This is a genomic window from Ensifer sp. Root558, from assembly GCF_001427045.1.
GTDB classification, from domain to species: domain Bacteria; phylum Pseudomonadota; class Alphaproteobacteria; order Rhizobiales; family Rhizobiaceae; genus Ensifer; species Ensifer adhaerens.
In genome coordinates this window covers 1,163,038-1,175,920 of record NZ_LMGC01000001.1, presented here as the reverse complement: position 1 = coordinate 1,175,920, position 12,883 = coordinate 1,163,038, and the positions used below count along the sequence as shown (strand labels likewise).

The 12,883-nt window shown below is 64.0% G+C and carries 11 protein-coding genes; 5 read left to right on the top strand and 6 right to left on the bottom strand.

Annotation, left to right across the window (positions count from 1 at the left end):
• The first annotated feature begins 138 nt into the window (after nt 1–138).
• Nucleotides 139–1,785, top strand: a complete 1,647-nt coding sequence (locus ASD63_RS05795) for an FAD-binding dehydrogenase (RefSeq protein ID WP_034806137.1) — start codon at nt 139–141, stop codon at nt 1,783–1,785.
• 249 nt (nt 1,786–2,034) lie between these two features.
• Here ASD63_RS05795 and ASD63_RS05790 read toward each other — a convergent pair whose 3' ends face one another.
• Both ASD63_RS05790 and ASD63_RS05785 read right to left on the bottom strand, forming a co-directional pair.
• Nucleotides 2,035–3,027 carry a tripartite tricarboxylate transporter substrate binding protein gene (locus tag ASD63_RS05790; protein ID WP_034806138.1) on the bottom strand — a complete coding sequence of 331 codons (993 nt, stop codon included), beginning with the start codon at nt 3,025–3,027 and terminating at the stop codon, nt 2,035–2,037.
• Between the two features lie 136 nt (nt 3,028–3,163).
• A complete protein-coding gene (locus ASD63_RS05785) occupies nt 3,164–4,966 on the bottom strand; it encodes an ABC transporter transmembrane domain-containing protein (protein ID WP_034806139.1) in 1,803 nt (600 codons plus the stop codon).
• 206 nt (nt 4,967–5,172) lie between these two features.
• On the opposite strand from ASD63_RS05785, the gene rpmE reads away from it, so the two are divergent.
• Nucleotides 5,173–5,394: a 50S ribosomal protein L31 gene (gene rpmE, locus ASD63_RS05780; protein WP_034806140.1), complete on the top strand. Its 222-nt coding sequence runs from the start codon at nt 5,173–5,175 to the stop codon at nt 5,392–5,394.
• A 420-nt stretch (nt 5,395–5,814) separates the two neighbouring features.
• Here rpmE and ASD63_RS05775 read toward each other — a convergent pair whose 3' ends face one another.
• From ASD63_RS05775 to ASD63_RS05765, 3 genes are all read right to left on the bottom strand, one after another.
• On the bottom strand, nt 5,815–6,333 hold the full coding sequence (locus ASD63_RS05775) for a DUF1465 family protein (RefSeq protein WP_034806141.1): 519 nt from the start codon (nt 6,331–6,333) through the stop codon (nt 5,815–5,817).
• Between the two features lie 354 nt (nt 6,334–6,687).
• Nucleotides 6,688–6,876 carry a DUF1192 domain-containing protein gene (locus ASD63_RS05770; RefSeq protein WP_034806142.1) on the bottom strand — a complete coding sequence of 63 codons (189 nt, stop codon included), beginning with the start codon at nt 6,874–6,876 and terminating at the stop codon, nt 6,688–6,690.
• Nucleotides 6,863–8,164, bottom strand: coding sequence for an MFS transporter (locus ASD63_RS05765; RefSeq protein ID WP_034806144.1), 1,302 nt, complete (start codon nt 8,162–8,164; stop codon nt 6,863–6,865). The genes ASD63_RS05770 and ASD63_RS05765 overlap by 14 nt, the downstream gene beginning before the upstream one ends.
• Nucleotides 8,165–8,457: 293 nt before the next feature.
• On the opposite strand from ASD63_RS05765, the gene ASD63_RS35595 reads away from it, so the two are divergent.
• On the top strand, nt 8,458–8,613 hold the full coding sequence (locus ASD63_RS35595; protein WP_090299729.1) for a hypothetical protein: 156 nt from the start codon (nt 8,458–8,460) through the stop codon (nt 8,611–8,613).
• 168 nt (nt 8,614–8,781) lie between these two features.
• Nucleotides 8,782–10,662 carry a tetratricopeptide repeat protein gene (locus ASD63_RS05760; protein WP_060528860.1) on the top strand — a complete coding sequence of 627 codons (1,881 nt, stop codon included), beginning with the start codon at nt 8,782–8,784 and terminating at the stop codon, nt 10,660–10,662.
• A gap of 42 nt (nt 10,663–10,704) precedes the next feature.
• Here ASD63_RS05760 and ASD63_RS05755 read toward each other — a convergent pair whose 3' ends face one another.
• On the bottom strand, nt 10,705–12,219 hold the full coding sequence (locus ASD63_RS05755) for an MFS transporter (RefSeq protein WP_060528859.1): 1,515 nt from the start codon (nt 12,217–12,219) through the stop codon (nt 10,705–10,707).
• Between the two features lie 106 nt (nt 12,220–12,325).
• Between ASD63_RS05755 and ASD63_RS05750 the strand changes: the two genes are divergently transcribed.
• Nucleotides 12,326–12,877 carry a TetR/AcrR family transcriptional regulator gene (locus ASD63_RS05750; protein ID WP_034806147.1) on the top strand — a complete coding sequence of 184 codons (552 nt, stop codon included), beginning with the start codon at nt 12,326–12,328 and terminating at the stop codon, nt 12,875–12,877.
• Nucleotides 12,878–12,883 lie beyond the last annotated feature (6 nt).

The following is a 12,883-nucleotide window of genomic DNA, read 5'->3' as shown; positions in this document are numbered from 1 at the left end:
GTCGTCGGGCGACGCAGCCTGGCGCTTGAATTGACCTTGACGTACGCGTAACAATTCTGCAGCCATTCAGATGGCTGCGGCGGCCTTTGCGTGTCAGAGCGTGGGGGGCCGGATGGGATGCGAGGGGGAGAGCATTTCATGGATTGCGACGTTTTGGTTATCGGCGCGGGGCTTGCCGGCCTTGTCGCCGCAGCGGAGGCGGCGGCACTCGGCCGCAGGGTCATCGTGCTCGACCAGGAAGGGGAACAGAATCTTGGCGGACAGGCCTTCTGGTCGCTTGGCGGCCTGTTCTTTGTCGACAGCCCCGAACAGCGCCGCATGGGCATCCGCGACACCCGCGAGCTTGCCGGGCAGGACTGGGTGGGCTCCTCGCAGTTCGACCGTCCGGAGGATCACTGGCCACGGCTCTGGGCCGAAGCCTATCTCGACTTTGCCGCGGGCGAGAAGCGCTCCTGGCTGCACTCGCTCGGCATGCGCTGGTTTCCCGTGGTCGGCTGGGCGGAGCGCGGCGGTGGGCTCGCCCACGGGCACGGCAATTCGGTGCCGCGCTTTCACGTCACGTGGGGTACCGGCCCGGCGGTGCTCGAACCGTTCATCCGGTTGACGCGCGAGGCGGAAAGTCGTGGTCTCGTGCGCTTCCGCTTCCGCCATCGGGTGGATGAACTTGTGACCACCGACGGCCGCGTGACGGGTGCGCGCGGTGCGCTGCTCAAGGACGATCCGGTCGGGCGCGGTGAGCGCAGCTCCCGCGACATCGTCGGCGATTTCGAGATTTCGGCGGGCGCGATCGTCGTCACGTCAGGCGGTATCGGCGGAAACCATGATCTGGTGCGCCGCAACTGGCCGCGCAAGCGGCTCGGCCAGCCGCCGGCGACGATGGTTGCGGGCGTGCCCCACCATGTCGACGGGCGCATGCTGGAGATCGCCAGCCAGGCGCGCGGCGCGGTCATCAATGCGGATCGCATGTGGCACTATACGGAGGGGTTGAAGAACTTCGATCCGATCTGGCCGGACCATGGCATCCGCATCCTTCCGGGCCCTTCGTCCTTCTGGTGCGACGCCGACGGCAACCGTTTTCCGGCGCCGGCCATGCCCGGCTTCGATACGCTCGGCACGTTGAAGGCGATCCGCGACAGCGGTCATGATTACAGCTGGTTCGTGCTGACGCGGGCGATCATCAAAAAGGAGTTCGCGCTTTCCGGTTCGGAGCAGAATCCCGATCTCACCGGCAAGAGCATCGCCCTTCTGTTAAAGCGGCTCGGCAAGAACCCGCCGGGGCCGGTCCAGGCGTTCATGGACAAGGGCGAGGATTTCATCGTGCGCGACCGTCTCGAAGACCTGGTGCCGGCGATGAATGCGCTGACCGGTGAGAACCGGCTGTCGCTGGAGCACTTGCGGCAGCAGATCGTGGCGCGCGACCGGGAAATTACCAACGCATTCTCCAAGGACGCGCAGGTGACCGCGATCCGCGGTGCGCGCGCCTATCGCGGCGACCGGCTGCTGCGCACGGCCAAACCGCATCGGCTGCTCGATCCCAAGGCCGGCCCACTGATTGCCGTTCGGCTGCATATCCTGACGCGCAAGACGCTGGGCGGGCTTCAAACCAACCTGTCAGGCCAGGTGTTGGAGCAATCGGGCGAGCCGGTGCCCGGTCTCTACGCTGCCGGCGAAGTCGCCGGCTTCGGCGGGGGCGGCATGCATGGCTACAACGCACTCGAAGGCACGTTCCTCGGCGGCTGCATCTTTTCCGGCCGGGCCGCGGGGCGGGGTGCTGCCGGGGTGTGATGGCTCCTTGCCGCGTATTTGCCCCTCATCCTAGCCCTCTTCTCGTCAAGCGGGGAGGTGACGGTCGATTGTGCAACGATACCCTCACGTGCAATCGCCGCCGAGGCGGCGCGGTACATCGAGGTTCAGGCAACCGAGTAACATCGTATGTGCTGGCGCATACGCACGGACCGCGCCACAAGTCCCTTCTCCCCGCCTGCGGGGAGAAGGTGGCGGCAGTCGGATGAGGGGCCCCGCTCGTTCTGATCGTCAATCCATCTGCACATTGGCGTCACGAACGACCGGCGTCCACTTCGCCAATTCGGCTTTCACATGGGCTTCCAGCTCTTCCGGCGTCGAGCCGACAATCGTGGCGCTGAATTCCTTCATGCGCTCGACGACAGCGGGATCCTTCAGCGCCTTGTTGGCCGCCTCGTTGAGGCGGGCGACGACCGGCTGAGGCGTGTTGGCCGGGGCGAAGAGCGCGTTCCAGGTGTAGGTCTCGTAGCCCGGAATGCCGGCCTCGGCGACTGTCGGCACATCCGGGAAGGACGGTGCCCGTTCCGCCGTGGTCACCGCAAGCGCCCTCAGCGTTCCCGCCTTGATGTGGCTGGAGGAGGAGGGGAGGTTGTCGAACATGATCGGCACCTGGTTGCCGATGACATCGTTCAGCGCCGGGCCTGCGCCCTTGTAGGGGATGTGCTGCATACTGACGCCGGCCATCTTCTTGAAGAGTTCGCCGGAGAGGTGCAGCGGAGTGCCGTTGCCGGAAGACGCATAGCTGTACTCGTCGGGCTTGGCCTTCAGGAGTGCCAGCAGTTCCGCAACGTCCTTGGCCGGGAGTTCCGGATTGACGACGAGCACGTTGGGCACGACGACGAGCAGGGAGATCGGCGCGAAATCCTTTTCGGGATCGTAGGGCTTGGTCTTCAGGATCAGCGGATTGAGCGCGTGGGTGGCGACCGTGCCCATCAGGATCGTATAGCCGTCCGGATCGGCGCGGGCGACATTGTCTGCGCCGAGATTGCCACCGGCGCCGGCAACGTTCTGGACGATCACCTGTTGGCCGAGGTCCTCCGACATTTTTTGCGCGACGATGCGGGCAACCACGTCGGTGGAACCGCCGGCGGCAAAGGGAACGACGAGCGTTATCGGCCGGTCGGGGAAGTCCTGGGCCAGTGCCGTCGAGCCAAGGGGCAGCGCCGTCAGCGCCATCAGGCCCAGCGCCAGAGTGGCACGCCGGGTCAGGTGCGAAAATGCCATGCGGTAGTCCTCCCGATCAATTCAGCAGAAAGCGATACCGGCCTCCTCGGCCGGCCCCCTAACAATAGGGCTCGGCCTCCCGTCGGCAACCGCTTTACGGCAAATCGGAGGACGCTTTTCGCGCCGTGCGGTGCGTTTAGCTCTGCACGTTGACGAACAGGGCCTCTGCGCCATGGTTGAACTGCAGCCGCGCAAGCTTGGCGTAGAGTCCGCCCTGACGGATCAGGGAGGCGTGGGTTCCTTCCTCGACGATGCGGCCATGATCGAGCACCAGGATACGATCGGCCTTCAGCACGGTCGCCAGCCGATGGGCGATGATGATGGTCGAGCGCTCGTGCAGCAGGCCGTCGAGCGCCTTCTGGACCAGCGTCTCGCTCTCGGCGTCGAGGGCCGAGGTTGCTTCGTCGAGAAGCAGCACCGGCGCGTTCTTGAGGATGGCGCGGGCGATGGCGATGCGCTGGCGCTGGCCGCCGGAAAGTGTAACGCCACGTTCGCCGACATAGGTGTCGTAACCCTTGTCGAGCCTGTTGATGAACTCGTCCGCCTGCGCGGCGACGGCGGCGGCACGCACCGCCTCGCGGCTGGCATTCGGCATGCCGAAGGCGATGTTGTCATGCACGGACGAGGCGAACATCGTCACATCCTGCGGCACGATCGCAATGCGGTCGCGCAGATCCTTCGGATCGACGGTGCGAATGTCGACGCCATCAACGCGCACGGCGCCCTTGGCAGGGTCGTAGAAGCGAAGCAGCATGGAGAACACAGTGCTCTTGCCGGCGCCGGACGGTCCGACGATCGCAACGGTCTCGCCGGGCGCGATGTTGAAGCTGAGGCCGTTGAGGCTCTTGTAGTCGGGTCGCGACGGGTAGGCGAAATGAACGTCGTCGAAGGCGATGGCGCCGGTCGCCGGGACCGGCATGGCGACGGGATTTTCCGGAGCCTGGATCTCGGGAATTTCGGTCAGAAGCTCGTTCAGTCGCTCGGCAGCACCCGCTGCCTGCGAGAGTTCGCCCCAGACTTCCGAGAGCGAACCGAGGCTGCCCGCGGCAAAGACCGAATAGAGCAGGAACTGGCTGAGCGTGCCGGCGGAGAGATTACCTGACAGTACGTCGTGCGCGCCAAACCAGAGCACGGCGACGACGCTGCCGAACACCATGGTAATGGCGAAAGCGGTCAGCACCGAGCGCGCCTTGATCGCGGCGCGCGCCGCGCCATAGGCATCCTCGACGGCGGCTCCGAAGTGGCTGTTGGCAAGTCCTTCGCCATTGAAGGCCTGGACTGTGCGTGATGCGGCAATCGCCTCGCCGGCATAGGCCGAGGCGGCAGCGAGCGTGTCCTGCGCCTGGCGCGAGCGGCGGCGGACGGAACGGCCGAAGCCGACGAGCGGGAAGACGATGATCGGAATGGCGATCAGCACCAGGCTCGACAGCTTGGGGCTGGTATAGACCATCATGCCGATGGCGCCGAGACACAGGATCAGGTTGCGCAGCGCGACCGAGGCGGTGGCGCCGACCGCGGATTTTACCTGCGTCGTGTCGGCGGTCAGCCGCGAGACGATCTCGCCGGACTGGTTGACGTCGAAGAAGGAGGCGGAAAGGCGGGTGACGCGATCGAAGACATTGCGCCTCAAGTCGGCAACGATGCGCTCGCCGAGCGTGATGACGAAGTAGTAGCGCGCCGCACTCGCCAGCGCGAGCACGATGGCGAGCATCATCAGCATCGAGAAGTAGGTGTTGATGAAGCCGCTGTCGGGACTGGAGAAACCGTTGTCGACCATCCGCCTAACAGCGAGCGGCAGCGCCAGCGTGGTCACGGCAGCGAGGATCAGCGAAATGCCGGCGCCGACGACCAGATGGCGGTAGCGGGCGAGATAGGGGAGGAGCGTGGCGAGCGGACGGATGGACTTGCGCGCAGGCGCCTGGTTTTCTCTTGACGACACTTGACCCCTTTCGCCAGACACGGAGGAAGGGATTGCCCATGAGTCTTCCGTGCGGCACTTGTTATCGCGCAGACCTTGATGTATAGGCACGGCATCGAATTGGGAAGCCGTGGCCGTTCAGCCGGTGCGCGGCTTCATTTACGTGTTCGGTCTCGAAGTCGCAATGCCTTGCGACAATTGGACCCTGGAACTCTAGGAAGATCGTTATGAAGGCAGACATCCATCCCGATTACCACGTCATCAAGGTAGTCATGACCGACGGCACCGAATACGAAACCCGCTCGACCTGGGGTTCTGAAGGCGCCACCATGAACCTGGAAATCGACCCCAAGTCGCACCCGGCCTGGACCGGCGGCAACCAGCAGCTCATGGACCGCGGCGGCCGCGTCTCCAAGTTCAAGAAGCGCTTCGAAGGCCTCGGCCTCTAATCGAGCGCCTCTTCGGCAGATTCAAAAAGCCCGGGTCATTTGGCCCGGGCTTTTTTCTGTCTTGGTTCTGGGGGATAGGCCGGGCGAGGCGGTGACATGGCGCCGTGCCATGGACGCGTTGTGGCCACTGGCGCTCCGTCGCTGTTCCAGGCAAGGAGCAGGATGACGGCGTTATGTCGCGGTTCCTGACCCGACCAGCCGGCGCTTTTCGCAAGCGGTAACGCCTCTTCCGTCAGGAGATCGAGATGCCCTTGTGTGGCGTCAATCGGATAGGCGCCCTCGGTGAGGTTTCTCCAGGAATTTTCGCAGTCGAGGCCAAGGCGCGCCAGCGCCGCCATGTGCTGCCGGTCGCAACGAAAAACCCGCCGGCAAATGCTGTTGCGGCGGGTTTGATTTCTCAGGTCTATTTTCTGCGCGGCGTCAGTTGGTTCCGAAGGCCGTCTGCAGCAGCTTGATCTGCGCCTTGACGCCGTTCTGGTTGTCCGGGACGATCGCGGCCGCTTCGTTCGGGCGATAGATCTCGCGGTCGAGCAGGGCGACGCGGTTCTGCAGGCGCAACGAGCGCTCGATCAGGTCGCGAAAGGATTCCGGCAGTTCGGCCCAGCCGGGAGCCGCCTTGTCGACGTTGAAGCTGTCGAGGCGAACCTTGCTCTTTTCCGACATCACCTGATCGCGGCTCATCTCGCCGTTGTTGACGGCGCGCTGCAGGAGCAGCCAGGAAGCCATCTGCATCAGGCGGGTGGTGAGCCGCATGGATTCGGCTGCATAGAGAACCGATGCCATGCGCGGCAGGACCTTGGAAGCGGCGCGGCCCGGTCCGTCGAGATAGGTGGCCGTTTCCTCGACCAGTCCCATGCCTTCCGAATAGAGGGTCTTGAATTGTGCCGAGGACGCCGCGTGTCCTGCGAAACTGACCGTATTCAATCCTCTCTCGGACATGACCTGTTTTCCCTGGTTCAAACGCATCACGACAGTCAGGTAGTGGACGGTTATGGGAAATAAATCCTTGCCCGTCTCTATGCTTGAAGAATGATCCGATAGCGCATTTCGCGCAAGGGCATTCTTAAGAAAGGGTTAATCTCCACAGTTCTTTGGATAAACCTATGCCAAAACAAAAAAAGAGCCGCGGAAAGCGGCTCTCAAGGTAAAACAGGGAGAAAAATCAGACCCATTCGCCAGTCGGTGAAATTGTCTGAAACCGGAAAGCTCCGGATGCCCTGACAATCGCAGATAATGCTTAATGCCGCGTTAAACGCGCTTCGTTTTGCTGCGGTGCGACCTTACGCCGCCGGATCAGCGAAACAGGTTCTCGGCGGCCGAGCGGCTGGCGGACTTGCGTGTCCGCTCCGCCTCCAGCCGTGCAATCTCCTCGGTCAGAAGGGTGATGCGTTGCGTCAACTCGTCAACCGACAGCAGCGCGAGATCGCTGCCAATTTCATGGGCCACCTTCTTTTGCGGCCGATCGTCGTCAAACAGGCTCATCGGACTGATCCTCCCATTCCGGACCTTTGTCTGGCTCGTTGCGTGTTTCGTCAAACGGGGCCGCGCGCGGCGAAAGCTGCAGGCTTTCCGGCGTCGTCGGCGTGCCGGCGTTGACCGGCGAGAAGGCGTCGCGGTCGGATACCGGCACGGGCGCGCGCATCCGGCTGCGGATGATGGCATAGGCGGTGATCAGGATGTGGGCGCAGGCCGTAATCATGAACAGGCCGTAGGGGCCCGCCGCCGTCATGACCGGGCCGCCGATCGTCGGGCCGATGATGGTGCCGATGCCGTAGAGCAGCAGCAGGCCGCCGGAGACCTTGACGAAGTCCTCGGCCGTCGCGAAGTCGTTGGCGTGCGACACGGCGATCGGATAGAGCGCGTTGGCCGCCGCACCGTAGATCGCAATCAGCGTCAGCACGATCCAGACCTGGGTCGGCTCGACCAGGAAGATCAGCAAGCCTGCGAGAGCGCCGACCCCGGCAAGTGCTGCCAGGACGTAGCGCCGGTCGATCCGGTCGGACAGCCGCCCGGCCGGCAACTGCATGACGGCGCCGGCAAAGATCGCCACGCTCATCATGGCGGCGACGGTGCTGTCGGAAAGTCCCGCCTGGCGGCCAAAGACGGCGCCGAGCGTGCCGAACGCGCCGTTGGCAATACCGACGAGCAGGATGCCGAGGAAGGAAACCGGCGAGTTGCGGTAAAGGCCGCGCAGGTCGAGGCTCACCTTCTTCAGCGGTTGCGGCGAGGCAGCCTTGGACAGAAGCGTCGGCAGCATGGCGACGCAGTAGAGGATGCCGCAGATCATGAATAAGATGGTGGTGGAAGTATCGCCGAAGGGGATCATCATCTGGCCGCCGACGACGCCGAAGAGCGTGATGGCAATATAGAGCGAGAAGATGACGCCGCGGCTCTCGTTGGTGGCGCGCTCGTTCAGCCAGCTTTCGATGATCATCGAGGTGCCGGCAGTGGAGAAGCCTGTCAGCGCCCTGAGGATCAGCCACCAGGTCGGATCGATCAGGATGCCGGTCATTAGCGCGACGATGGCGATGAGCGAGGCAAAGACGCTGAAGGCGCGCACGTGGCCGATGCGCTTGACGACCGTGGGCGCAAAAAAGCAGCCGAGAACGAAGCCAGCAGCCCAGGATGTGCCGATCAGCCCGAGGATGGTGGTGGGATAACCTTCAGCGGTGCCGCGCACGGGAAGAAGAAGCCCCTGCAGACCATTGCCCAGAAAGAGAAACAGCGTGCCGAGCAGGAGGGCGGCGACCGGGAGCAGGTTCTTTCTCATCATTCATCCGAAATTCGTTCTGCCGTCAGCAAGTTAGGGCGGTGCCTGGTGAATTGCCAGCCGGTTTCTGATTGCAGCGTCTGGCAGTGCCGCAGGTTTTGTCCTTCGATGGGAGACGAATGACGCAACATGCGGCGGCCGGTCATTGCAAATCGCCCGCGGAAACACTAGCCCTTTTTGCCAAGCGCAACGTATCGCTAGTCCTCGGGGGAGGCGGTGCTGCGTGCGACGAAGAGTGCCGGTGTTGCGAAGGCTTCACCGGTTGAGGCAGCCTCCCGGTAGACGAGGGCAACATGCAGAAGGCGATCGCCCTTTTTCTGCTTCTGATCATGGCCATTCAGCTCCTCTGGCCGATCGGCATTCCGGGGCTGCGCCGCCGTCGCGATTTCTGGAAGATCGCGGTCTTCGCCATCGTGATGATGATGGTGACGGTGTTGATCCGTCCCTGACCCGGCCGCCCCGCCGCAACTCCCCGTTACCTTTGGAACTCCATCCCCTCCGGCTCGCCGCTACCTTGGTTGCGAAACCTGTCGTTTCAACCAGAAAAGGGCGCAGGACAGATGGGAAAGAAAGCGCTAAAGTGCGAACCTCATTCGGGAGATGACTTCGAGGGTTTCTTGGAACGCCGGCTTGCTGCCATTCTCGCTGCCGATGTCGTGGGGTACAGTCGCCTGATCGGCGCTGACGAAACCGGCACGCTGGCCGCCATGAAACGGCACAAGAGCGAACTCGTCGATCCGAAGATCACCCGTCACAAGGGACGCATCGTCAAGCTCACCGGCGACGGCATCCTGGTCGAGTTCGCAAGCGTCGTGCACGCGGTCGCCTGCGCCGTCGATATCCAGCGCGGCATGCTGCTGCGCAACGAAAGCGTGTCGCCGCTGAAGCGCATCGAGCTCAGGATCGGCGTGCACCTCGGCGACATCATCGTCGAGGATGGCGACATCTTCGGGGACGGCGTCAATGTCGCGGCGCGTCTCGAAGGCCTCGCAGAGCCGTCGGGCATCGCCGTCTCGGCTACCGTGCGCGATCATGTAGGGTCGCGCCTGGATGTCGGCTTCGTCGACAAGGGCGAACACACGCTGAAGAACATCGCCGCCGGCGTTCACGTCTATTCGGTGGCGCTCGGCGCCCCGACGAAGGTCGCGTCGGCACCGAACGGATCGTGCCCGGTGGTGCTCGACGATGGCTACGGGCTCTCGGTCGGCGTGCTTCCTTTCACCAATATGAGCCACGATCCGGAGCAGGAATACTTCTCCGACGGCATCACCGAAGACATCATCACCGATCTCTCGAAGATCTCGAAGCTGCACGTCGTCGCCCGCAACACCGTGTTCACCTACAAGGGGCGGTCGGTGAAGGTGAAGCAGGTGGCCCAGGAATTGGGCGTCCGCTACATCCTCGAGGGCAGCGTGCGCAAGGCGGGCGCGCGGGTGCGCATCACCGGCCAGTTGATCGATGCGCTGACCGGCACGCATCTCTGGGCCGACCGCTACGACCGGGACCTGACTGATATCTTCGCGATCCAGGACGAAATCACCCATGCGATCGTCGACCAGTTGAAGATCAAGCTGCTGCCAGCGGAGAGGCGGGCGATCGAAAGCGACCCGACGACAAGCGTCGAGGCCTATACCTACTATCTGCGTGGCCGGCAGTTTTCCCACGCCTGGACGCGCTCCTATCTCCTGCTCGCGCGGCGCATGTTCATGAAGGCGGTGGAGCTCGATCCGGATTTTGCCCGCGCCTATGCCGGCATTGCCGACTGCGAGTCGGCGCTTCGCGATTGGCACGAGGATGAATTTCCGCTGCAAGGCATCCTGTCCATGACCGACAAGGCGCTGGCGCTCGACCCAGACCTCGCGGAGGCCCATGCGTCTCGCGGTCTCGTGCTGCACCAGGACGGCCAATGCGACGAAGCCGTCGCCGCCTTCGAGCAGGCGCTTGCGCTGGATGCCGGGCTCTACGAGGCGAATTTCCACTATGGCCGCTTCCTGTTCATGCAGGGCGCGTTCGAAATGGCGATTCAGTTCTTCAAGCGTGCCGCCGATATCCGGCCGGACGACTACCTGTCACCGATCCACCTGATGAGCGCCTATCGCACGCTCGGCCGGGATACTGAACGCAAGCAGTGGGCGCGCATCGGCATCGCCCGGGCAGAGCGGGCGCTGGAGCTCAACCCGGAAAACTCGGGCCCGGCCCACCGCGGCGCGCTGGCGCTTGCCCATATGGGCGAGGCCGACCGTGCGCGCGAATGGGCAGCGCGGGCGCTGGCAATCGATCCCGATGACGTGGTCGCCCGCTACAACACGGCCTGCGTCTTTTGCATCCTTGGCGATATCGACGCGGCCCTCGATCTTCTCGAAACATTGCTGCCGCAGAGCTCCTGCTACCAGTTGCTCTGGTTCAAGCAGGATTCCGACCTCGACGCGGTGCGCCACCATGTTCGCTTCCAGGCGATGGTCGAGGCGATCGCGAAATGCGAAGCCGGATTGCGCTGACCGCCGGACCGTCGTTTCCATCCGGCGGCTCGAAGCTTGCCGCTAGTGGTGGCCCGCCTGGCGGGATCCCTGAGGGGCGCTGACGCGCCCGGCCGTCAGCCACCAAATGGCCGCCCCGGTCACGAACAGCATTGCTGTTGCCACCATCACGACCGCGGTAAACGCTCCTTCGAAGGCGAGGCGGGCACGGCTCACCAGTTCGCTCGCCACATCCGCCGGCAGCTTCTCGGCGAGGAGCAAGGCTTCATCGAGGCTGTCGCGCGCCATCGGCGGGATTGCAGCCCCCTCCGGCAGGACGAGGAAGGCGGTGTAGACGACCGACATGACGGTGCCGAGCACGGCAATGCCGATCGCGCCGCCAAGCTCGAACGAGACCTCCTCGATCGATGCTGCCATGCCGGCCCGTTCCGGCGGGGCGTTGAACATGATGGCGCTGGAGGCGGCCGTCATGGAGGCACCGATGCCGAGGCCGAGGACGACGAGGGTGACGATCTGGGCGAGCGCGCCGGTTTCATGGACGAGCAGATAGCCGCCAAGACCGAGAGCCGCCAGGATGAGGCCCGAGCGCAGCACCACTTCGGCGCCCAGGCGCGGCAGCAGGGTGCCGGTCAGCGGGCCGGCGACGAAAGCTGCAAGCGGGATCGGCAGAATGAAGACACCCGCCTCGAGCGGCGAAAAGTCCTCGACCAGCTGCAGCTGCTGGCTCAGCACCAGTTCGATGCCGACGATCGAGGCGGATGCCACGAGCGCTGCGGCAACGCCGGAGGAAAACACAGCATTGCGGAAGAGGCTGAAGTCGATCAGCGGATGCGGGCTGCGGCGCTGGCGGCGCACGAAGAGAAAGAGCGCGAATGCGCCGATCACGGCCGCAGCGAGACCCGCTTCCAGCGACGGCTCGCGCTTGCTCGTTTCCTTGACGGCATAGGCAACGCCGATGAGGCCGACCATGATCTGCAGTGAACCGATCGCGTCCCAAGGGTGTTTCGGATTGCCGGCGTTGTTCGGCAGCACGACGAAGCCGAGCACGAGGGCCATCGCGACGACCGGCACGTTGATGAGGAAGACCGAGCCCCACCAGAAGTATTCGAGCAGGAAACCGCCGAGCACCGGGCCGATCGCGGCACCGCCCGAAGCGATCGCTGCCCAAACGCCGATCGCCAGCGCGCGTTCGCGTTCGTCGGTGAAAGTGAGCCGGATGATCGACAGCGTCGCCGGCATCATGAGGGCAGCGCCGACGGCGAGCAGGACGCGACCACCGATCAGGATCGCCGGTGTCGGTGCATAGGCGGCGATCAGCGAGGCGATGCCGAAGACGGCAAGGCCGACGATGAAGGGCTTTTTGTGGCCGAGCCGGTCGCCGAGCGTGCCGAGGCCGGGTAGAAGACCAGCGACGACGAGAGCATAGGCGTTGACGATCCAGAGCTTCTCCGACGCGGTGGCGCCGAGATCATGGGTCAGGCGGGGCAGGGCGGTATAGAGCACCGTCATGTCGACGACGATCAGAAAGAGCGCGCTCGATACTGTGGCCAGAATGAGCCAGCGATTTTGCGGAAGCATGGTACACCTCGGTGGCCGCCACTGGGAAATGGGGGCTGGGCCTTGTTTAAATCAGGGTCGTTGGTTATTTGAATACGTACGTATGGATTTGAAATAGGAAGTCAAGATGGGACGGCGACGAACAATCGATCGGGACAAGGTTCTGGACGCGGCGGAGGCGGTGGTGAATTCCGTCGGCGCGGCCGGCCTGACGATCGATGCCGTCGCCAAGGCTTCCGGCATCACCAAGGGCGGCGTGCAATATTGCTTCGGCAACAAGGACGGACTGATCGACGCGATGATGCAGCGTTGGTTCGACGAGTTCGATACCGCGGTAGCGGCGGAGGGTGGCGACGATCCTGATCCGATCAAGGCGATGCGTGCCCATGCATCGGTGACCGCCCGGATGAACACGGCCGACAATGCCCGCACATCCGGCATGATGGCGGCGCTGCTGCAGCGGGAAGAGCACATGGCGAAGAATCGCGCCTGGTACCGCACCCGCCTCGATGGTCTCGACCTCTCGACGGAGGAGGGGCGTAGGGCGCGAATGGTGTTTCTCGCGACCGAAGGCGTCTTCCTGCTGCGCGGCTTCGGCTTCCTCGAGATGGACGACGCCGAATGGCAGGATATGTTTGCCGATATCTTGAAGCTTCTGCCGGAGCGCGACCGCGCCTGAGGGCGA

Bases quoted from the DNA above. Each gene is read 5' to 3' on its own strand.
- ASD63_RS05750 (WP_034806147.1), top strand. From the start codon at position 12,326: ATGGGACGGCGACGAACAATCGATCGGGACAAGGTTCTGGACGCGGCG.
- ASD63_RS05755 (WP_060528859.1), bottom strand. From the start codon at position 12,219: ATGCTTCCGCAAAATCGCTGGCTCATTCTGGCCACAGTATCGAGCGCG.
- rpmE (WP_034806140.1), top strand. From the start codon at position 5,173: ATGAAGGCAGACATCCATCCCGATTACCACGTCATCAAGGTAGTCATG.
- ASD63_RS05795 (WP_034806137.1), top strand. From the start codon at position 139: ATGGATTGCGACGTTTTGGTTATCGGCGCGGGGCTTGCCGGCCTTGTC.
- ASD63_RS05790 (WP_034806138.1), bottom strand. From the start codon at position 3,027: ATGGCATTTTCGCACCTGACCCGGCGTGCCACTCTGGCGCTGGGCCTG.
- ASD63_RS05775 (WP_034806141.1), bottom strand. From the start codon at position 6,333: ATGTCCGAGAGAGGATTGAATACGGTCAGTTTCGCAGGACACGCGGCG.
- ASD63_RS05770 (WP_034806142.1), bottom strand. From the start codon at position 6,876: ATGAGCCTGTTTGACGACGATCGGCCGCAAAAGAAGGTGGCCCATGAA.
- ASD63_RS35595 (WP_090299729.1), top strand. From the start codon at position 8,458: ATGCAGAAGGCGATCGCCCTTTTTCTGCTTCTGATCATGGCCATTCAG.
- ASD63_RS05765 (WP_034806144.1), bottom strand. From the start codon at position 8,164: ATGAGAAAGAACCTGCTCCCGGTCGCCGCCCTCCTGCTCGGCACGCTG.